This window comes from Haloterrigena gelatinilytica, assembly GCF_013342145.1.
GTDB lineage: Archaea > Halobacteriota > Halobacteria > Halobacteriales > Natrialbaceae > Haloterrigena > Haloterrigena gelatinilytica.
Genome location: NZ_JABUQZ010000001.1, coordinates 1,446,189 through 1,464,498 on the forward strand (window position 1 = coordinate 1,446,189; position 18,310 = coordinate 1,464,498).

20 protein-coding genes and 3 pseudogenes are annotated in these 18,310 nt (G+C 67.5%); 16 read left to right on the forward strand and 7 right to left on the reverse strand.

Features of this window, described 5'->3' with window-relative positions:
- The first annotated feature begins 19 nt into the window (after positions 1 to 19).
- The 7 genes from HTZ84_RS07325 to HTZ84_RS07355 all read left to right on the forward strand — a co-directional run bounded on the left by HTZ84_RS07325 (position 20) and on the right by HTZ84_RS07355 (position 7,003).
- Positions 20 to 1,228 (forward strand): DUF7350 domain-containing protein, encoded by a 1,209-nt coding sequence (locus HTZ84_RS07325; RefSeq protein WP_174680070.1) that lies wholly within the window; start codon positions 20 to 22, stop codon positions 1,226 to 1,228.
- A complete protein-coding gene (locus HTZ84_RS07330; protein ID WP_174680071.1) occupies positions 1,221 to 1,925 on the forward strand; it encodes a cohesin domain-containing protein in 705 nt (234 codons plus the stop codon). Before HTZ84_RS07325 ends, HTZ84_RS07330 begins: the two co-directional genes overlap by 8 nt.
- A gap of 116 nt (positions 1,926 to 2,041) precedes the next feature.
- A complete protein-coding gene (locus HTZ84_RS07335; RefSeq protein ID WP_174680072.1) occupies positions 2,042 to 2,983 on the forward strand; it encodes a 1,4-dihydroxy-2-naphthoate polyprenyltransferase in 942 nt (313 codons plus the stop codon).
- A gap of 1 nt (position 2,984) precedes the next feature.
- Entirely contained in the window at positions 2,985 to 4,061 is a 1,077-nt protein-coding gene (locus HTZ84_RS07340) for a mandelate racemase/muconate lactonizing enzyme family protein (protein ID WP_174680073.1), read from the forward strand.
- Positions 4,058 to 5,635: a class I adenylate-forming enzyme family protein gene (locus tag HTZ84_RS07345; protein WP_174682549.1), complete on the forward strand. Its 1,578-nt coding sequence runs from the start codon at positions 4,058 to 4,060 to the stop codon at positions 5,633 to 5,635. Before HTZ84_RS07340 ends, HTZ84_RS07345 begins: the two co-directional genes overlap by 4 nt.
- Before the next feature lie 85 nt (positions 5,636 to 5,720).
- Complete coding sequence (locus HTZ84_RS07350) at positions 5,721 to 6,515, forward strand: NRDE family protein (protein ID WP_174680074.1); 795 nt, start codon at positions 5,721 to 5,723, stop codon at positions 6,513 to 6,515.
- A 137-nt stretch (positions 6,516 to 6,652) separates the two neighbouring features.
- Positions 6,653 to 7,003, forward strand: a complete 351-nt coding sequence (locus HTZ84_RS07355; protein ID WP_174680075.1) for a helix-turn-helix transcriptional regulator — start codon at positions 6,653 to 6,655, stop codon at positions 7,001 to 7,003.
- Positions 7,004 to 7,059: 56 nt separating this feature from the next.
- On the opposite strand, the gene HTZ84_RS07360 is transcribed toward HTZ84_RS07355, so the two are convergent.
- From HTZ84_RS07360 to gatC, 3 genes are all read right to left on the reverse strand, one after another.
- Positions 7,060 to 7,473, reverse strand: coding sequence for a hypothetical protein (locus tag HTZ84_RS07360; RefSeq protein ID WP_174680076.1), 414 nt, complete (start codon positions 7,471 to 7,473; stop codon positions 7,060 to 7,062).
- Between the two features lie 91 nt (positions 7,474 to 7,564).
- The gene (gene gatA, locus HTZ84_RS07365) at positions 7,565 to 8,839 is read right to left on the reverse strand and encodes an Asp-tRNA(Asn)/Glu-tRNA(Gln) amidotransferase subunit GatA (RefSeq protein ID WP_174680077.1); all 1,275 of its coding nucleotides are present in this window, start codon (positions 8,837 to 8,839) and stop codon (positions 7,565 to 7,567) included.
- Positions 8,840 to 8,841: 2 nt separating this feature from the next.
- The gene (gene gatC / locus HTZ84_RS07370) at positions 8,842 to 9,120 is read right to left on the reverse strand and encodes an Asp-tRNA(Asn)/Glu-tRNA(Gln) amidotransferase subunit GatC (RefSeq protein WP_174680078.1); all 279 of its coding nucleotides are present in this window, start codon (positions 9,118 to 9,120) and stop codon (positions 8,842 to 8,844) included.
- A gap of 214 nt (positions 9,121 to 9,334) precedes the next feature.
- Between gatC and HTZ84_RS23020 the strand changes: the two genes are divergently transcribed.
- Together HTZ84_RS23020 and HTZ84_RS07375 are read left to right on the forward strand one after the other, a co-directional pair.
- Complete coding sequence (locus HTZ84_RS23020; RefSeq protein WP_012942944.1) at positions 9,335 to 9,460, forward strand: hypothetical protein; 126 nt, start codon at positions 9,335 to 9,337, stop codon at positions 9,458 to 9,460.
- A gap of 99 nt (positions 9,461 to 9,559) precedes the next feature.
- Positions 9,560 to 10,474, forward strand: a complete 915-nt coding sequence (locus tag HTZ84_RS07375) for an alpha/beta fold hydrolase (RefSeq protein WP_174680079.1) — start codon at positions 9,560 to 9,562, stop codon at positions 10,472 to 10,474.
- A gap of 30 nt (positions 10,475 to 10,504) precedes the next feature.
- Here the strand turns inward: HTZ84_RS07375 and HTZ84_RS07380 are convergent, their stop codons facing one another.
- The 3 genes from HTZ84_RS07380 to HTZ84_RS07390 all read right to left on the reverse strand — a co-directional run bounded on the left by HTZ84_RS07380 (position 10,505) and on the right by HTZ84_RS07390 (position 11,553).
- Positions 10,505 to 10,825, reverse strand: a complete 321-nt coding sequence (locus HTZ84_RS07380) for a DUF2249 domain-containing protein (protein WP_174680080.1) — start codon at positions 10,823 to 10,825, stop codon at positions 10,505 to 10,507.
- A gap of 133 nt (positions 10,826 to 10,958) precedes the next feature.
- A complete protein-coding gene (locus HTZ84_RS07385; RefSeq protein ID WP_012942941.1) occupies positions 10,959 to 11,192 on the reverse strand; it encodes a DUF2249 domain-containing protein in 234 nt (77 codons plus the stop codon).
- Positions 11,193 to 11,268: 76 nt separating this feature from the next.
- Entirely contained in the window at positions 11,269 to 11,553 is a 285-nt protein-coding gene (locus HTZ84_RS07390) for a DUF2249 domain-containing protein (protein WP_174680081.1), read from the reverse strand.
- Between the two features lie 134 nt (positions 11,554 to 11,687).
- On the opposite strand from HTZ84_RS07390, the pseudogene HTZ84_RS07395 reads away from it, so the two are divergent.
- Positions 11,688 to 12,295 (forward strand): annotated as a pseudogene (locus tag HTZ84_RS07395) (helix-turn-helix domain-containing protein).
- Here the strand turns inward: HTZ84_RS07395 and HTZ84_RS07400 are convergent.
- Positions 12,292 to 12,618: a cupin domain-containing protein gene (locus tag HTZ84_RS07400; protein ID WP_174680082.1), complete on the reverse strand. Its 327-nt coding sequence runs from the start codon at positions 12,616 to 12,618 to the stop codon at positions 12,292 to 12,294. The pseudogene HTZ84_RS07395 and the gene HTZ84_RS07400 overlap by 4 nt on opposite strands.
- Positions 12,619 to 13,017: 399 nt before the next feature.
- Here HTZ84_RS07400 and HTZ84_RS07405 point away from each other — a divergent pair, with 399 nt between their 5' ends.
- The 6 genes and pseudogenes from HTZ84_RS07405 to HTZ84_RS07430 form a co-directional block, all read left to right on the forward strand.
- Positions 13,018 to 14,694: a 4Fe-4S ferredoxin N-terminal domain-containing protein gene (locus HTZ84_RS07405; protein ID WP_174680083.1), complete on the forward strand. Its 1,677-nt coding sequence runs from the start codon at positions 13,018 to 13,020 to the stop codon at positions 14,692 to 14,694.
- Entirely contained in the window at positions 14,691 to 16,052 is a 1,362-nt protein-coding gene (gene nrfD, locus HTZ84_RS07410) for an NrfD/PsrC family molybdoenzyme membrane anchor subunit (protein WP_174680084.1), read from the forward strand. Before HTZ84_RS07405 ends, nrfD begins: the two co-directional genes overlap by 4 nt.
- Positions 16,052 to 16,354: a hypothetical protein gene (locus HTZ84_RS07415; RefSeq protein WP_008895366.1), complete on the forward strand. Its 303-nt coding sequence runs from the start codon at positions 16,052 to 16,054 to the stop codon at positions 16,352 to 16,354. The genes nrfD and HTZ84_RS07415 overlap by 1 nt, the downstream gene beginning before the upstream one ends.
- Before the next feature lie 145 nt (positions 16,355 to 16,499).
- A complete protein-coding gene (locus HTZ84_RS07420) occupies positions 16,500 to 16,784 on the forward strand; it encodes a hypothetical protein (protein ID WP_174680085.1) in 285 nt (94 codons plus the stop codon).
- 133 nt (positions 16,785 to 16,917) lie between these two features.
- A pseudogene (locus HTZ84_RS07425) lies at positions 16,918 to 17,646 on the forward strand (P-loop NTPase); the annotation flags it as partial.
- A pseudogene (locus HTZ84_RS07430) lies at positions 17,640 to 18,254 on the forward strand (P-loop NTPase); the annotation flags it as partial. The pseudogenes HTZ84_RS07425 and HTZ84_RS07430, both read left to right, overlap by 7 nt.
- Positions 18,255 to 18,310 lie beyond the last annotated feature (56 nt).

Sequence of the window (18,310 nt, forward strand, 5' to 3'; positions counted from 1 at the left end):
ACGACTCACGACCATCCACATGGACCACGAAATCGATCGACGGACGTTCGTCGGCTGGACGGGGGCGGCGACCGGCGCGCTCGCGCTGGCGGGCTGTCTGGGCGAGGACGGCGACGAAAACGGCGGCGAGCGGAACGAAACCGACGAGGAACCAAACGAGACCGTCGACGTCGCGCCTCCGTTCCCCGAAATCGAGGACAAACCGGACGCGGTCTACGTGCCGACCCACCGCGAGTCGATGCGCGCTCTCGAGCCGATCGCGGCCGGCGACTACCGTCTCGCGCCGATGCTGTCGTACCCCCACCCGTTCTGGACCGTGACCGGCGACGGCGAGGACGACGTCCAGCACGTCGTACCCGATCAGATGCGGGGCGTCCACATGATGTTCACCCTCTGGGACGCCGAGACGGGCGTCGTCCTGCCGGTCGATAGCGGCGCCGTCGTCAGGCTCTCTCGGGACGGCGAGCGGGTCGGGTCTCCGCAGTCGATGTGGCCGATGCTCTCCCAGGAGATGGGCTTTCACTTCGGCGACAACGTCCCCCTCGAGGACGACGGCACCTACGCGGCCGAGGTCGAACTGCCGCCGTTATCGGCGCGGACGACCGGCGAGCTCGCGGGTCGGTTCGACGAGCGCGAGACCGCGACCTTCGAGTTCGACTACGATCAGGAGTTTCGCGAGTCGGTCACGGACATCGAATACTTCGACGAGCAGCGGTGGGGCGACCGCGGCGCCCTCGAGCCGCCGGGGCAGGGCGAGATGCCCTACTCCCAGCTCCCCGAAGTCGACGCGTTCCCCGGGACGCTCCTCGTCGACTCCGACGGCGAACGACCCGACACGACAGCGGACCTGCCTCGGAGCGGCGACGCGGCGTTTCTCGCGACCGTCCTCGAGTCGGACCACCGGCTGGCCGACGGCGACGAGTCGTATCTGCTCGTCTCGCCGCGGACGCCGTACAACCGCGTCCCGCTCCCGAACACGGCCCCGACCGTGACGGTCGACCGCGACGGTGGGGCCGTTACCGACGAGCCCGTTCCCCTCGGGCAGACCATCGACGGCGAGTACGGTCTGCACTACGGGACGTCGCTCGAGGACGTCGCTCTCCGGGCCGGCGATACGGTGACGCTGACGATCCGGTCGCCGCCGCAGGTCGCCCGCCACCAGGGGTACGATACGGCCTTCCTCGAGATGCCGCCGATCGAACTGCGGGTGCCGGAGGACGATGGCTGAGAAGCGGCTTGCGGCCGTCCGCTCGGCCGCGCTGGCGGCCGTCGTCGCCTGCGGGCTCCTCCTCGCCCCGCTCGCGTTCGTCCCCGCGCCGGCCGGCGCCATCGACAGCGCGACGCTGCTGTACTTCGACTCCGAGGGGTTCAACGACGACACGACCGAGATCGACGTCGCGGCCGGCGAGACCGTGACGCTCGATCTCGTGGCGAGCACGCACGGCAACCCCGCGGGCAACGGGATCAGCGGGCTCTCCTACGCGATCGAGTACGACCCCGACGTGCTCACCGTGACCGACGTCCGACAGGGACCGATGCTGGCCGGCGGGGAGGGCGGGAACGCCACGGTCGACGGCGACGTCGAGATCGACGACGAAGCCGGCGTGATTACGGTCGAGCAGGAGCGGACCCCGCCGGGGAACGGCGCGACGGGAACCGGACCGACGGCGACGATCACTCTCGAGGTCAGCGAGGACGCGCCGACGACCGACGAGCCCCTCGCGATCGCGGACGACTCGGCGATGTTCCCGAGCGGCTATCCGGTCGATCCGGTCGAACGCAACGCGACGCTGGTCGTCGACGGCGCCGCGGGCGACGAGAGCGACGGCGGCCTCGAGGATCCCGTCCCCGGACTGACGCTGCTGGCCGGGTTGGCCGGGCTGGCCGGTCTCGGCGCGGCGCTCTGGCTGCGGGCCCGACGGTAGCGGCGATCGAGACAACGATGGAAGGTTACTCGCGTGGCCGCGGCCCCGGATCGGCCCGGCGTCTCGATCGATCGCAATGCCAACGTTGACACTTCCGCGAGTGGGACACTCGAGCAATGAGTACGGCCGAGGTCGATATCTCACGAACGAAGGCGTGGTTGATGGCCGCACGCCCGCAGACGCTGCCCGCGGCCGCGGCGCCGGTGATCGCCGGGACGGGGGTCGCGCTCCACGAGGGCGTGTTCGCCCCGCTGCCGGCGCTGCTGGCGTTCGTCGGCGCGGCGCTGATCCAGATCGGGACCAACTTCGCGAACGACTACTACGACGCGATCAAGGGGGCCGACACCGACGACAGGGAGGGGTTCACCCGGGTGACCCAGGCGGGGATCATCTCCCCGGAACAGGTGAAGCTGGCGACGTTCGTCACTTTCGCGCTGGCGATCCTGTCGGGGACCTACCTCGTCTACGTCGGCGGCCTGCCGATCCTCGTCGTCGGACTGGCGAGCGTCGTCTGCGGCTGGGCCTACACCGGCGGCCCCTATCCGCTGGGCTACCACGGCCTCGGGGACCTGTTCGTCTTCATTTTCTTCGGACTCGTCGCCGTGATGGGGACGTTCTACGTCCAGGCCGCGGCGACGCTCGCCGAACCGCTGACGACGACGATCCCCGAGGGAACCGTCACCCGCGAGGCGTTCCTCGCGAGCCTCCCGGTCGCCGGCATCTCGACGGCGATCATCGTGGTGAACAACATCCGCGACCTCGAGACCGACGCCGAGACCGGCAAACGGACGCTGGCGGTTCGGATCGGCTACCGCTGGAGCCGCGTCGAGTACGCCGCGCTGCTCGGGCTCGCCTACCTCGTGCCGCCGTGGCTCTGGCTGGCCGAGGGGTTCGGCCCGCGCGCGTTGCTGCCCCTCGCCTCGCTGCCCTACGCGGCCGTCGTCGCCCGCACGGTCTGTACGCGGACCGACGGCGAGGCGCTGAACCCGGCGCTCGAGGGAACCGGCAAACTGCTGGCGATCTACGCGATCCTGTTCGCCGCGGGGGTGGCGACGTAGCATGTCCGACGACCGAGAGCTCGACCTCGAGTACCGACCGTTTTCGCTCGATCTCGCGGATCCGCTCGAGACGGCCGACGGGACGATCGACTCGCGCAACGGCTTCCTCGTTCGGATCACCGATCGGGGGGCCGACGACAGCCCCGTGGGATACGGCGAGGCGACGCCGCTGCCGGGCTGGACGGAGTCCCACGCCGACTGCGAGGCGGCGCTGGCGCGGGCCGCCGAAGAGATCGAGGCCGGCTCTGCCGCGGCGATCGAGGCGGTCGACGAGCAGGTCGCGGCCAGACACGCGGTCGGGCTCGCGCTGACGGATCTGACAGCGCAGCGCGAATCGACGCCGCTGTACCGGTACATCGGACAGGGACCGATGGTCGGGCGGGTGCCGGTCAACGCGACGATCGGCGACGGCTCGACGGTCGAGACCGTCCGGGAGGCCACCGATGCCGTCGACCGCGGGTTCAGTTGTTGCAAGCTGAAAGCCGGCCGGCGGAGCGTCGAGGAGGACATCGAACGGATCCGGCGCGTCCGCGAGGCCGTCGGGCCCGACGTCGAACTGCGGGTCGACGCCAACGAGGGCTGGACGTACGAGGAGGCGGCGACAGCGCTCGAGGCCGCCGCCGAGTTCGACGTGTCGCTGCTCGAGCAGCCGCTTCCCGCGGGGGCCCTCGAGGGGCACGCGGACCTCCGCGCGGACGATCGGGGAGAGGGGGTCGACATCGCGCTCGACGAGGGGCTGCTCGAACACGGCGTCGACGCGATCTGCGACGCCGAGGCGGCCGACGCCCTCGTCCTGAAGCCGATGGCGCTGGGCGGCGTCGACGTCGCCCGAACGGTCTCGGCGTGGGTGAGCGAACTCGACATCGACCCGATCGTGACGACGACGATCGACGCCGTCGTCGCCCGGACGGGGGCGGTCCACCTGGCCGCGTCGATCCCCGACGTGTCGGCCTGCGGGCTGGCCACCGCGGACCTGCTCGCGAACGACCTCGGCAAGGATCCCGTCCTCCTCGAGAAGGGGTCGGCGGTCGTCCCACAGGCGAAGGGGCTGGGCGTCGAGGGGGTGTGGGAGGAGTGACGCCCGGGCCGGTCGAGTGGCCGACGAGGGACCTCCTCGCCCACCGCGCGTCGACGACGCCTGACGCGACGGCCGTGATCGACGCCGACAACGACGAGTCGTGGACGTTCGGCGAGTTCGATCGGCGAGTCGACGCCGTCGCCGCCCGCCTCGAGTCGCTCCTCGCCGACTCCGACGGTCGACTCGACGACCCCGCCCGACTCGGCGTGTTGATGGAGACGCGCGTCGAGTTCGCCGAACTCTACTTCGCCGCGATGCGCCGGGGCGTCACGGTCGTCCCGCTGAACGTCCGCGAGACGGCCGCCGAACTCGAGTCGAAGGTTCGACGAACCGATCTCGACGCGCTCGTCTGCGAGGCCGAGACGGCGGACCTCGCCGCGGAAATCGCGGACTGTCCGATCGCCTCGGTCGACGAGTCCGAAGGCGGGGGCGTGGATTCGCTCCGCTCGAATGGCGGGACGACCCCGGATCTGGAGCCGGTCGTTCTCGAGCGCGACCGGACTCACCTGCTCATGTTCACTTCGGGGACCTCGGGCGATCCGAAGATCGTTCGGCTGACTCTCGGAAACCTCGTCTCGAGCGCGAACGCGTCGGCCTTCCGGCTGGGCGTCACGCCCGACGACCGGTGGCTCTGCTGTCTCCCGATGTACCACATGGGCGGGCTGGCCCCGGTCGTCCGCTCGACGCTCTACGGGACGCCCGTCGTGATCCAGCGGTCGTTCGATCCCGAGGCGACCGCGCGGGTCGTCGACGAGTACGATATCACGGGCGTCTCGCTCGTCCCGACGATGTGCAAGCGGCTGCTCGACGCCGGCTGGTCGCCGCCGGACTCGCTGCGGTTCGTCCTGCTGGGCGGCGCGCCCGCCTCGAGCGAGTTGCTCGAGCGCTGTCGCGAGGCCGGCGTGCCGGTCCACCCGACCTACGGGATGACCGAGACGGCCTCCCAGATCGCGACGGCGACGCCGGAGGAGGTGGCGACCCGTGAGGGAACGGTCGGCCGGCCGCTCGTCTGTACGGACGTGACGGTCGTCGACGAGAGCGGCGAGCCGTGTCCGGCGGGGGAGTCCGGCGAACTCGTCGTCGCCGGGCCGACGGTGACGCCGGGCTATCTCTCCGACGCTGAGACCGAGGCGGCCTTCGGCGAGCACGGCCTGCACACCGGCGATATCGGCTACCGCGACGAGGGCGGCCGTCTGTGGATCCTCAACCGGCGGAGCGACCGGATCGTCACCGGCGGCGAGAACGTCGATCCCGGCGAAGTGATCGCGGCGCTGCGCTCCCACCCGGCGGTCGAGGAGGCGGCGGTCGTCGGCCTCGAGGACCCGGAGTGGGGCGAACGCGTGGCCGCGCTGGTCGTCCCCGCTAACGGCGCCGCGACCGATGCCAGCGGGACCGACGCGATCGATATCGAGTCGCTGCTCACACACTGCGACGATCGGCTCGCGGGATTCAAGCGGCCGAAGACGATCGGGATCGCCGACGCCCTCCCCCGGACCGCCTCGGGGACCGTCGATCGGACGGCCGTCCGCGAACGGCTGCTCGAGGGCGGGATCGACGCGACCGAATCGGCGTGACTCCGAAATCGTCTCGAGACGGCAGGAACCCCTCGAGACTGCCGCCGGAACCGGAGTTAAGGCGCTTCGCCCCCTCTCTCGAGTCGTGTGTACACTGACCCTCGCCTGGCAGGTCTTCGAGGACGCGCCGGTCGCGGTCGCCGCTAACCGCGACGAGGCGGTCGGCCGCGAGTCGCTCCCGCCGGGCGTCTACCGCGAGGATCCGCTTACCGTCGCGCCCAGAGACGCCGAGGCCGGCGGAACGTGGATCGGTTACAACGAGCGCGGCGTCTTCGCGGGGATCACGAACAAGTGGACCGACGCCGACCTCGCGGGGGAGCGCTCGCGAGGCCTGCTCGTCGCCGACGTTCTCGAGGCGACGTCGGCCGCCGAAGCCGGTGCGATCGTCGAAGCCCAGACGGACGACGACGAGTACGACGGGTTCTACCTCGTCGTCGCCGACGAGACGGACGCGTACTGTTACTACTGGGACGGCTCCCTCGAGCGGATCGACTTCGAGCCCGGCGTCCACGTCGTGGTCAACGTCGCGGCCGACGAGACGGTCGACGTGCCCGAGTTCCGGGCGGATGCGGGGCGTCGGCAGGCCGCGAACGCTCGCAGGGTCCGCGAGGCGTTGGCGGTCGACGGCGACGGCGACGGAGACGGCGGCACCGCTACCGGCGAATCGGTCGACGAGTGGCTCGAGCGGGCCGGCGAGGTCTTGGGCGACCACGAGTACGGCGTCTGCATCCACCGCAACGGGTTCGGGACGCGGTCGTCGTCGCTGATCGCGCTCGGTTCCGCGGGGCCGCGCTACGAGTTCGCACCGGGACCACCCTGTGAGACGGCGTACGAACCCGTCTCTCTCGAGACCGATCTCGCCTCGGAGGGGCGGGAATAACGCACGCCGGCTCACTGGTTCCCGAGCGGCCGCCGGCGGACCGAACCGGGGAGCGGTAGATTCATGCGCCTCCGTCCATCTCATACGCACATGGACGCACTCCTGCCGCTAGCGACGAGTACGGAGAGGTGGTCACCGTGAGCATGTCGACGGCCGAAGCGGAACTCTCCGAGGACGAGCGCGCCGGGCTCGAACTCGTTCGCGAGACCGGCGGCATCCACCAGAGCGACTTCTGGAAGGAACTGGGCGTCTCCTCGCGAAAGGGCAGCCGGATCGTCGAGTCGCTGGTCGAAAAGGAACTCGTCGACCGAGAGGACACGGTCTACGACGGACACAACACCTACTACATCACGCCGACCGCTCGCGATCTGGATTTCACCCTGCTGATGGCCGGCGACATGCTCTCGCCGTTTATCGGCGAGGAGGAGGTCGATCCCAACAGCGACGCCTTCTCGCAGTGGATCATGAACCTCGCTTACGAGGACTAGCGACCGACCGCGACTCGAGCACTCGCTTTTCGACGGACCCGATTGTCAAGCGACGGCTACTCGTAGGGATCGAACCGCTCGATGAGGACGAACGGATCCCGCTCGCGGTTGTAGTAGGGAACGTCACCGTCGATCGCCTCGATGAGCCGACGATGGACCTCGCGTGCGGCCCGTCCCTCGTCCGGCTCTAAGTGGTGTCGACCTCGCATGTCGTTCCAGAACCCGCCGTCGAGCCAGAGCAGCGTTTCGTCGTTGGACTGGTAGACGACCTCTCCCTCCTCGGTCAGCCCTTCGATCGCGAGCTGGCGTCCCGACAGCTGCGCTCGCGCGAGGACGGCCACGAGCTGGCGCCGCGAGACCGGTGCGTGCAGCGCGATATCGTCGATCGTCTCCCCGAAGTAGCCTTCGACGAGATCGCACGCTCGAGAGAACTCGTCGAACTCGACCTGTTGATTGTGTGTAATTTGCATTGAACGGTCACCGAGCGATCGGTTAGCTATGAGTACTGTTAGCAAAATTAGTATAAAAAGCTATCCTCCGACTCGAGACGTGAGTCGCGGCTCAGGCCAGCGCGCTCGCGGCGCGGATCAGCCGCCGCTCGCCGAACGCGGGGCCGACCAGCTGGAGCCCGACGGGGAGGCCGTCGGTCTCGCCGGCCGGCACCGAGATCGCGGGGAGGTCGGCCAGATTGACCGGCACCGTGTTCGCGTCGGCGAGGTACATCTGGAGCGGGTCGTCGAGGCTCTCGCCGAGTTCGAACGGCGGGACGGGCATCGTCGGCGAGGCGAGGACGTCCGCGTCGGAGAGCGCCTCGTCGAAGTCCCGCTTGACCCACGCGCGGGCGTCCTGAGCCTTCTTGTAGTACTTGTCGTGGTAGCCCGCCGAGAGGGCGTAGGTGCCGAGCAGGATCCGACGCTTGACCTCGTCGCCGAACCCTTCCTCGCGGGTCCGGGCGAACGTCTCGTTCCAGTTGCCCTCGGCGTCGGCCGAGTGGCCGTAGCGGACGCCGTCGAACCGCGCCAGGTTGGAGGAGGCCTCGGACATCGCGATCACGTAGTAGGCCTCGACGGCGTGCTCGACGGAGGGCAGGGAGACCTCGTGGTACTCCGCGCCGCGGTCCTCCAACTCGGCGATGGCGTCCCAGAAGGTCTCGACGACGCCCTCGTCGGCGCCGTCGAGCAGTTCCGTTGGCACCCCGATCTGCAGGCCGTCAACGTCCCCGGTCGCGGCGTCGGCGTAGGTCTCGCCCTCCTCGAGAGGCAGTTCGCGGGTCGTCGCGTCCCGCTCGTCGTCGCCGGCGATGACGTCGAGCAACTGCGCGGCGTCCTCGACGGTCTCGCCGAAGGGACCGATCTGCTCTAAGCTGTTCGCGTAGGCGACCAGGCCGTACCGGGAGACCAGGCCGTAGGTGGGCTTGATGCCGACGACGCCGCAGAAGGCGGCGGGACAGCGGACCGAGCCGCCGGTGTCCGAGCCCAGCGCGACGTCGGCCTCGCCGGCGGCGACCGCGGCCGCCGAACCGCCGGAGGAGCCGCCGGGGACGCGACCGGGCGCGGCGGGGTTGTCGACCGAGCCGAAGTGGGAGGTCTCGTTGGTCGTCCCCATCCCGAACTCGTCCATGTTGGCCTTCCCGACGATGGTCGCGCCGGCCTCCTTGAGACGGGAGACGACCGTCGCGTCGTAGGGCGGGACGTACTCTTCGAGCATCTTCGAACCGCAGGTCGTCCGGACGCCCTCGGTCGAGATGTTGTCCTTGACCGCGACGGTCGTTCCCGACAGCGGCCCGTCGTCGGCCCCCTCGATTCGCTCCTCGGTGATGTAGATGTTCTCCGACATGCTCAGGATACGTTCGGTCCTTTGAAGTAGCCGTCCTCGGTCTCCGAGGCGTTCTCGAGGGCCGCCTCGCGGTCCAGCGAGTCGCGCTCCTCGTCTGGGCGCATCACGTTCGTGAGGGCGGCCTCGCGGTCGACCTCGGGCACCTCGTCTAGCGTCTCGAAGTACTCGAGGATGTCCGCGAACTGTCGCGCGAACCGGTCGACCTCGTCGTCGTCGAGGTCGACGCGAGCGAGTCCCGCGACGTGGCGGACCTCCTCGGGGCTGACGGCGTCGTCGCTCATGGTTGCTCGAACCGGCGGGCGGAGAGTAAGGGTTTCGATACCGTCGTTGCGGATCGAGGCCGGAGCGCGGGGTCTCGACCCGATCGGGGCTCCGCCGGCCGTCGATCACGGTCGGTCGTCAATACCGGCTTGACTCGAGTTATTACGCCACTAACCGATCCGAACCGAATATAGTAACTGTATACTGAAACCCATCAGTACCGACGTGTCGCGTATGAACTGCGACAACTGCCGAGCCGAGGAGGTCGCCTACACGCTGACGACCCACGTCGCGGACGCGCCTGACGAGCGGGTCGAACTCCACTTCTGCTCGAGCGAGTGCCTCCGCGTCTGGACGTAGCGCGGCGCTACCGGGTCGACCGGCGGATTCCGATCTGACGCGCCGACTCGCGGCGGTCGCCCCCAAACCGGTATCACGCTCTCCGTCGTCGGTCGAGGTATGGCTACGATGCCGTCGACGCGGACCGGAACGGACGCGGAGCTACTGTCGACGGTCGACGCGGAATCGACCGTCCGGGAGGTCAACGGGGTCCGGTTGCACGTCGTCGCCGCGGGCGACGAGAACGACCCGCTCGTCGTCTTGTTGCACGGATTCCCCGAGTTCTGGTACGGCTGGCGCCACCAACTCGAGCCGCTCGTCGAGGCCGGTTACCGCGTGCTCGCGCCGGACCAACGAGGGTACAACCTGAGCGAGAAGCCGGAGGCGCTGCGGGCCTATCGAATCGGCGAGTGCGCGCGGGATATCGCCGCCCTGATCGAGACCGAGGGACGGGACGGCGCGCGCGTCGTCGGCCACGACTGGGGCGGCATGGCCGCCTGGGATCTCGCGCTTCGGCATCCCTCGGCGGTCGATCGGCTCGCGATCGTCAACGCGCCGCATCCGACGGTCTACCGCCAGCACCTGCTGTCGGACCCCGAGCAGTTGCGCCGCAGTTGGTACGCGGCAGCGATCCAGCTCCCGTGGCTGCCCGAACTGGCCTTCCGGCGCAACGACTTCCGACTGCTCGAGCGCGCGCTCCGGGGGACGGCCGCTCCGGGGACGTTCACCGACGCGGAACTGGACCGGTACCGCCGCGCCTGGGCTCGACCGGACGCGCTGACCGGGATGCTCGACTGGTACCGGGCGGCCGCTCGCGCTCCCTCGCCGCCGCCTCGAGAGCGGGTCGACGCCCCGACGACGATCGTCTGGGGCGAGGACGACGCCGCGCTGACGCCGTCGCTCGCGGTCGACAGCGACCAGCGGTGTCGCCGGAGCCGCCTCGAACTCCTGTCGGAGACGAGCCACTGGGTGCAACACGAACGGCCGACCCGACTGACGGAGCTGTTGCTCGAGACGTTCGAAAACGGCGCGTAGTCGCGGTCGCAGTCGCGCCTGCCGAGCCGACTACGGCCGCCAGATGACGGTCACGACCTCGTCGTCGGACCGCGTCCGACTGTTCGAGGGACCTCGTCCCTCGCCGTCATCGGACGCTTCGCCGCCCTCGACGGTCTCGTACGCGTAGCCGCGGTCCTCGAGTTTGGGGAAGAGGAACTGCGGGACGCGGTCGTTGCGCTGGACGAGGACGGTCTCGTCGGGCAGTTCGACCAGTTTCTCGAGGGTGTTTTTCAGCGGCTCCGGCGGGCCGAGCGACCGCACGTCGATCACCGTCCGCGGTCTGTCGCTCGGCGCATCGGTGCTATCGACGACGGTAGCGGGCGATTGCATACGTGGTCGTTCGCGACGACGGGACCTCGCTTTCGTCCCGTACGTGTTCGGTTAGAGAGGGGAGTCGTGACGACCGGCACCGACGGGGATCGAGCCGGCCGGGTCGGGACGAGCGACGCGGGTCGGCGGCCGGCTACGCCTCGACCTTGGGGAACCGGGCGACGAACTCGTCGGCCTCGACGCGTTCGACCTCGTAGCCGTCGGCGTCGAACGCGTCGACCTCCGCCTGGAACTCGTAGAACAACGGCTTCGGCTCGTGATCGTTGACGATCGTCAGCGTCTCGCCGGGCTCGAGTTCCTCGAAGGCGTCGTGGATCTTGGGATGGCGGTTCATCGGCGGCACGTCCCTGACGTCGAGTCGTGTCATACGGATAGTGGTGGGTATCGCGACCGCATGGGTGTTCGTCCGAACGTGTTCGCCCGCGAGCGGCGGATCGTCGCGTCTAGGCGCGCTCGATGAAGACGTGCCAGACGTCGTCGCGTCGTTCGGTTTCGCGGCTCGCGGCATCGCCGCTCGCTCCCTCCGAGGTCCCGTTGCGCTCGACCTCGCGCTCGAACCCGCGGGTCTCGAGGACCTCGTAGAGCGGCTTCGGTTCGAAGGGCGCGATCAGGTGGAGTCGGCCGTCCGCCGGGAGCTCCTCGAGGGCGGCGACGATGTCGTCGAACGGCGGGCCGTCGATCTCGCGGACGTCGAGGATCGTCTCGGACGCGGTTGAATCGGTTGCCATGGGTCGACTGTGGGGCGGAACGAGCGTGGCTATTCGGGCGAACGTGTTCGATTCGCCGGCGTTCCCACGGCCTGGGAACTACGGCGAATATATTCGACGGTACGAGGATATACCGTCGAACGGAACACGTTCGTATGGCTCAGGCGACACTCACTATCACGCTGCCCGAACAGATCTGGCTCCAGCAGCTCTCGACGTCGTATCCGGAGGCGACCTTCCGGGTGCTGGCCGCCGTCCCGAGCTCCGAGACCGGATTCGCGCTCGTCCGTATCACCGGCCCCGACGTCGCGGACGTCGTCGAGGACATGCGCGACCACGACCAGATCACCGAACTCTCCCTCGCTCAGTACAGCGACAACGAGGTGACGGTCCACTTCGAGACGACGGTCCCGCTGTTGCTGTTCTCCTCGCGGGACTCGGGGATGCCGATCGAACTCCCCGTCGAGATCGTCGACGGCGAGGCGACCATCGAGGTGACCGGCTCGCGGGATCGGCACGGCTCCACGAGAGCCAACTGCTCTCGGACCGCCAGCTCGAGGTGGTCGTCGCCGCCGTCGAGGAAGGCTACTACGACACCCCCCGAGAGTCCTCGTTGACGGAACTCGCCGAACAGCTGGATATCGCGAAGTCGACCTGTAGCGAGACCCTCCACCGGGCCGAAGAGGCGATCATCAAGCGATTCGTCGAGGATCTGCCGGGCGTCGAGGGGGACCCCCTCGAGGAACAGCTCGCGACGCGTTAGTCGCCTCGGGGCGCCAACACGAGTAGCGCCGTCGCGTCGGTTCGGGCCTCGGGCGCGATCTCCTGTCGCCCGTCGAACCTGAGTACCTCTCCCGCCTCGAGCGCGTACTTCTCGTCGCCGAGCCGCATCTCGAGGGTCCCCTCGAGGACGTGACAGACGATCGTGCGTTCGGGATGTCGATGCGCCGGCACGCCCTCGCCGGCGGCGAGTTCGAGTCGCACCGTCCGCGGCTCGCCGTCGAACACGTTCGCGTGGGGCGTCTCCTCGAACTCGTCGAGGCGTCGGCGTTCCGTCCGCGTCGTCAGTTGATCGGTGTCGGTCATACGGTTACCGCATCGGGACGGACACCCGTGAGAACTGCCGCGAACAGGTTCGGTGATCCATATACCGGTCGATATCTCGACTCCGAACTGCGACGAACTCGATCGCGTTCGAAAAACTCCTGCGGAGTTTTCGAGGGAGTTTCACCCCCGTCATATCAGCCGTCTATACTACCGCGCGATTCGGAATGCAGGCCAGCACAAGTGAAAGCTATTAAGACGCGTATTATACTCACGAACATATTCGCGTCGATTCTCACGCGATGGAAATCGGCTCTATACTTCAACGTCGTCTAGTTGTGAGTCCGGTGTAGAGGATCCATATATGACCATATTGACGTGCGTGTCGGCGTGTAATCGCTTTGCATCGTACGGATTCTCGTCCGGAGGTGTTCTCACGGCATGAGCACGGACGACGAATCATTCCATCCGCTCGGTCAGGAGTGGGAGGGCGAGCTCGAGGAGATGCTCGACGATACCGAGTACGATACGGATCTCGGTATGCAGATGGCCCAGGACGCGATGCGGGTCACGAAGGGCGAGCTCTCCGAAGCCGAGTTCCACGAGATGTATCACGAGGACGTGATGGAGGAGTTCGGCGAGGACCAGCGTCCCACCAAGGAGGCCTTCGAAGCGGCCCAGGAAGAAGCCAAGGGGACGGTCTCCCGCATGCTCTCCGCGTTCGACGGCGACGGCGAAGAGAGTCGCCGCGACGTCATGAAGAAGATGGGCGTCGGTGCGGCCGCCGTCGGGATGGGTGCGTTCGGTAGCACTATCGACGGACAACCCTCGCTCGCCGAGGAAGGGGAGGGCCACGGTGGCGGCCACTCCCAAGCCGAGCAGAACGAGGATCTCCAGTGGGGGATGACCATCGACCTCGAGCGCTGTGACGGCTGTCTCTCCTGTATGGAGGCCTGCGCCAGCGAGAACGACCTGGACCAGGGCGTCAACTGGATGTACGTCATGGCCTTCGAGGACGAGCTCACGTCCGGCGGTTCTCCGGCACCCGACAACATCGTCGGCGGAACGAGCGACCACAATATGCTCGTCCGGCCGTGTCAGCACTGTACGGACGCCCCTTGTGAGAAGGTGTGTCCGACCACGGCCCGTCACACCCGCGACAAGGACGGGCTCGTGCTGACCGACTACGACGTCTGTATCGGCTGCCGGTACTGCCAGGTCGCCTGTCCGTACGGCGTCAACTACTTCCAGTGGGACGAACCCGACGTGGCCCACGAGGATATCAACGGCTACGACGGCGCGGAAGTCGACGACCCCTCGGAGATCACCCACGCCGATTACGAGAACGGCACCGAACGGTGGGTCGACAGCCGCTCGCCCCGGGGCACGATGAGCAAGTGTACAATGTGCCCGTCGATGCAGGACGGCCGACAGGGCGAAGACAGAGTCGGTACGACCGCCTGTGAGCGCGCCTGTCCGCCGGACGCGATTCAGTTCGGGAACGTCAAAGACGAACACAGCGACGCCTACCAGCACGGCGAACACCCGAGCAAGAGCCGCGCGATCATCGAGATCAACAACGACGTGCCGGATCCCGAGACGGTCGACGAGCAGCTCAGCGACGGCGACGACTTAGAGACCGTCCTCGAGAACGAGGAACTCGATCTCGATGCCGAAGTGGTCAGCATCATGAAGGCGATCGGTATCGTCAGCGAGCGCCTCGGGCCCGGCGACGAGGAGAACAACAGTATCCTCGAGGGCGAAGAGACGATCCTCGAGTCGCTCGACGCGCTCGAACAGTACGTCGATCTCGAGAGCGAGGAGGTGCTGACGGAACTGCGACTCGGAGGCGGCGAAGAAGACGACGCCAACGCTCGACTCCGGGAGTTCGCCGGCAACCCCAGCTCGAAGTTCAAGCTGCTCGAGGACATCGGGACGCACCCGAACATCACGTACATCGGTCAAGAACCCGGTCCGGAAGCCGAGCAGGTCGAAGGGCCGTCGGAGTACAGTGATATCTCCTACGAGCGCTCGGACGGCTCCGAAGTCGATCTGGTCGACAAGCGCCAGGAGATCCTCGACGAGGGGACCGTCGGTGACGTCGGGTGGTCGCTGTGAGCACGAAACTGCCCACGGAGGAGGACATCCTCCGACCGATCAACACGCTCACGAAGAAGTACTTCATCCTGTACGGCATCGCCTCGCTGGCGCTGCTGGCGTTCCTCGTGGGCTGGGCGTACCAGCTCCAGAAGGGACTGATCGTCACCGGCCTCGGCGACTGGGGGACCGGCGGCGGTTCGACCTGGGGGCTGTACATCGGCGCGTTCATCTGGTGGGTCGGTGTGGCACACGGCGGGATCATTCTCTCGGCCGCCGTTCGCCTGCTCGGCATGGATCGGTACATGCCGATCGCCCGACTCGCGGAGATGACCACGATCGGCGGCCTCTCGGCCGCCGGGTTCTACATCCTGGTCCACATGGGTCGCCCGGACCGGATGGTCACGAGCGTCCTGGGTCACTACCACATCACGGTCAACAACTCGCCACTGGTGTGGGACGTGACCGTCATTACGGCGTACTTCGTGCTGTCGGCGACGTACCTCGGCCTGACGCTTCGCTACGACGTTAGCCGGCTGCGCGACGACCTTCCGGACATGTTCGAGCCGGTCTACAAGCTGATGACGATCGGCTACACCGAGAAGGAAGACGAGGTCATCGACCGGATGGTCTGGTGGCTCGCAGCGGCGGTCATCATCATGGCGCCGCTCCTGCTTCACGGCGGCGTCATTCCGTGGCTGTTCGCGCTGCTCCCGGCGATGCCCGGCTGGTCCGGCGGCATTCAGGGGCCGATGTTCCTCAGCATCGCGCTGATGTCGGCGATCAGCGGCGTGATGATCATCTCCTACGCGTTCCGCCGCGCCTACGACTGGGAGCACATCATCACCGACGACATCTTCCGCGGCCTGCTCCTGTGGCTGGGCTTTTTCACCCTGCTGTTCCTGTGGTTCCAGCTCCAGTCCGTCCTCAACGGCGTGTTCATGGGGCCGCTCTCGAGCCAACACGCGGCCGAGGCGAAGATGGCACACCCGGCCTATCAGGTCGCGATGGCGATGATGTTCGGCACGCTCGTGTTCATCTTCCTGCAGGGGATCCGTCCGGCGCTGTTCAGCAAGAAACGGGCGCTCCTCGCCAGCGGCGTGATCCTGACGGGAACGCTGACCGAGAAGGTCCTGTTCGTCGTCGAAGGGTTCTTCCATCCGACCTTCGACATCTACGCGGCGACGCCCGGGACGTACTTCCCGAGCCTCATCGAGTGGCTGTCCCTCGCCGGGACGGCCGGTCTGGTCGCGCTGCTGTTCCTCAACCTCTCGAAGCTCGTTCCCGTGGTCGAACTCCACGCCGTCGAGCACATGCGCGGCGAGCACGGGCACGAGGAGGGCGATGAACACGCTACGGAACCGGAGGTGAAGGCCTAATGTCACTGCTGAGTCTCTCACAGCAACTCCTCTATCACGGCTACAACGGTACCGAAGGGTGGACCGGGTTCGTCAACGAGGGGACCTGGGTCATCTTCGCGATCATCCTGGTCCCGGTCTACATCATGCTGGTCGCGTGGTTCACCGGCGAACCCCGCGACACGAAGAGCGGACTGCTCGGCGTCTCCTACCTCGTCGGGCTCACCTCGTCGATGTGGATCGGCATGTTCGTGCTGACCGTGATCATCGGGCTGGTCTTCTACGGCGGCGCGCCGGAACCGATCGGCGCCCCCGGTCCGTAACGACCGCTCGACGCTCCGTTTCCGCGATTCGCTTTTTTGGTCCGGCCGTCATCGACGAGCGAGAGCGACGGCCGCGTCGCTTGCTCCGTGGCAACCACGCACAAGCAAGGGAAACCACGACGCTGCCGAACGGAAAACCTCACCTATGACGCTCGTCGACGCGCTGGCGACGGTCCTCTATCACGGCTACGAGGGGACGCAGGGCTGGACCGGCTTCGCTAACGAGGGGACCTGGATCATCTTCGCGGTCATTCTGGTCCCGATCTACGTGATGCTCGTCGCGTGGTTCGTCGGCACCCCGCGCGACACCAGGACGGGGCTGCTCGGGGTCTCCTACCTCGTCGGCATCACCACGTCGATGTGGGTGTCGATGCTCGTGTTGACGGTGATACTCGGGATCGTCTTCTTCGGCGAACTGCCGGGGCAGTAAGCGGCCGGCGACACCGTTCGACGGTGTCGCAACTCCCCTCGATCGACGCGGAAATCGACGCCAGCGGCGGGGCTCGAGTTTCGAACCATCACACGTATCCCGTTCCGATGCCTTACGTGCAGTAACATCCGCTATGAGCATCACAGAGCACGAACTCAAGATCAAACTCGAGGACATCGAGGATCCGGATCTCGGCGACGATATCGTCTCGCTCGGCCTGGTCAACGACGTCCGTATCGAGGACGAAACGGCGCGGATCGACCTCGCGCTGAACGCGCCCTACGCGCCCTCCGAGATGGAGCTGGGCAACCGGATCCGCGAGGTCTGTGACGAGGCCGGCCTCGAGGCCGATCTGCGAGCCCACGTCGGCGAGGAGCACGGCTTCGACGACGAGGTCCTCCCGCGGGTCCGCAACGTCATCGCCGTCGCCTCCGGGAAGGGCGGGGTCGGCAAGACGACGGTCGCCGCCAACATCGCGGCCGGCCTCGAGAAGCGCGGCGCGATGGTCGGTCTGCTCGACGCCGACATCCACGGGCCGAACGTCCCGCGGATCCTCCCGCCCGAGAGCGAGCCCGGCGTCACGCCCAACGAGGACATCGTCCCGCCCCGCTCGGACGGCGTCCGCGTCATCAGCATGGGCATGCTGACCGAAGACGAGGACGACCCCGCAATCTTGCGCGGTCCGATGGTCAACAAGTTCATGCTGAAGTTCCTCGAGGGCGTCGAGTGGGGTCGCCTCGACTACCTCGTCGTCGACCTGCCGCCGGGGACGGGCGACGCGACGCTGAACCTCCTGCAGTCGATGCCCGTCACCGGTGCGGTCGTCGTCACGACGCCCCAGGAGATGTCCTTAGCTCGGACGGCGTCCGCGTCATCAGCATGGGCATGCTGACCGAAGACGAGGACGACCCCGCAATCTTGCGCGGTCCGATGGTCAACAAGTTCATGCTGAAGTTCCTCGAGGGCGTCGAGTGGGGTCGCCTCGACTACCTCGTCGTCGACCTGCCGCCGGGGACGGGCGACGCGACGCTGAACCTCCTGCAGTCGATGCCCGTCACCGGTGCGGTCGTCGTCACGACGCCCCAGGAGATGTCCTTAGACGACACCCGAAAGGGGATCCAGATGTTCCAGAAGCACGACACGCCCGTGCTGGGCGTCGTCGAGAACATGAGCTCGTTCATCTGTCCGTCCTGTGGCGACCAGCACGGCCTGTTCGGCACCGAAGGGGCACAGACGATCGTCGACAAGTACGACACGCCGCTGCTCGGTCAGATCCCGATCCACCCCGACTTCGGCGCCGAGGGCAGCGAGGGCGCGCTCGTCAAGGACGAGACGAGCGAGGTACAGGAGACCCTCGCGGACCTCGTCGCGGACGTCTCCGACCGCGTCGGGATGACCAACCGACAGCGGGTCGCCGACAACACCGAGGGCGGTCCGGACAACCAGCTCCCGACCGAGACCGAAGACTAACGGCTCGAGGACCGTTCGATCGACGACGCTGTTAGAGCATATGCGATACGTCCGCG

Bases quoted from the DNA above. Each gene is read 5' to 3' on its own strand.
- HTZ84_RS07405 (WP_174680083.1), top strand. From the start codon at position 13,018: ATGAGCACGGACGACGAATCATTCCATCCGCTCGGTCAGGAGTGGGAG.
- HTZ84_RS07400 (WP_174680082.1), bottom strand. From the start codon at position 12,618: ATGACCGACACCGATCAACTGACGACGCGGACGGAACGCCGACGCCTC.
- HTZ84_RS07415 (WP_008895366.1), top strand. From the start codon at position 16,052: ATGTCACTGCTGAGTCTCTCACAGCAACTCCTCTATCACGGCTACAAC.
- gatA (WP_174680077.1), bottom strand. From the start codon at position 8,839: ATGTCGGAGAACATCTACATCACCGAGGAGCGAATCGAGGGGGCCGAC.
- HTZ84_RS07360 (WP_174680076.1), bottom strand. From the start codon at position 7,473: ATGCAAATTACACACAATCAACAGGTCGAGTTCGACGAGTTCTCTCGA.
- HTZ84_RS07340 (WP_174680073.1), top strand. From the start codon at position 2,985: ATGTCCGACGACCGAGAGCTCGACCTCGAGTACCGACCGTTTTCGCTC.
- gatC (WP_174680078.1), bottom strand. From the start codon at position 9,120: ATGAGCGACGACGCCGTCAGCCCCGAGGAGGTCCGCCACGTCGCGGGA.
- HTZ84_RS07335 (WP_174680072.1), top strand. From the start codon at position 2,042: ATGAGTACGGCCGAGGTCGATATCTCACGAACGAAGGCGTGGTTGATG.
- HTZ84_RS07325 (WP_174680070.1), top strand. From the start codon at position 20: ATGGACCACGAAATCGATCGACGGACGTTCGTCGGCTGGACGGGGGCG.
- HTZ84_RS07375 (WP_174680079.1), top strand. From the start codon at position 9,560: ATGGCTACGATGCCGTCGACGCGGACCGGAACGGACGCGGAGCTACTG.
- HTZ84_RS23020 (WP_012942944.1), top strand. From the start codon at position 9,335: ATGAACTGCGACAACTGCCGAGCCGAGGAGGTCGCCTACACGCTGACG.
- HTZ84_RS07385 (WP_012942941.1), bottom strand. From the start codon at position 11,192: ATGACACGACTCGACGTCAGGGACGTGCCGCCGATGAACCGCCATCCC.
- HTZ84_RS07380 (WP_174680080.1), bottom strand. From the start codon at position 10,825: ATGCAATCGCCCGCTACCGTCGTCGATAGCACCGATGCGCCGAGCGAC.
- HTZ84_RS07330 (WP_174680071.1), top strand. From the start codon at position 1,221: ATGGCTGAGAAGCGGCTTGCGGCCGTCCGCTCGGCCGCGCTGGCGGCC.
- HTZ84_RS07390 (WP_174680081.1), bottom strand. From the start codon at position 11,553: ATGGCAACCGATTCAACCGCGTCCGAGACGATCCTCGACGTCCGCGAG.
- HTZ84_RS07420 (WP_174680085.1), top strand. From the start codon at position 16,500: ATGACGCTCGTCGACGCGCTGGCGACGGTCCTCTATCACGGCTACGAG.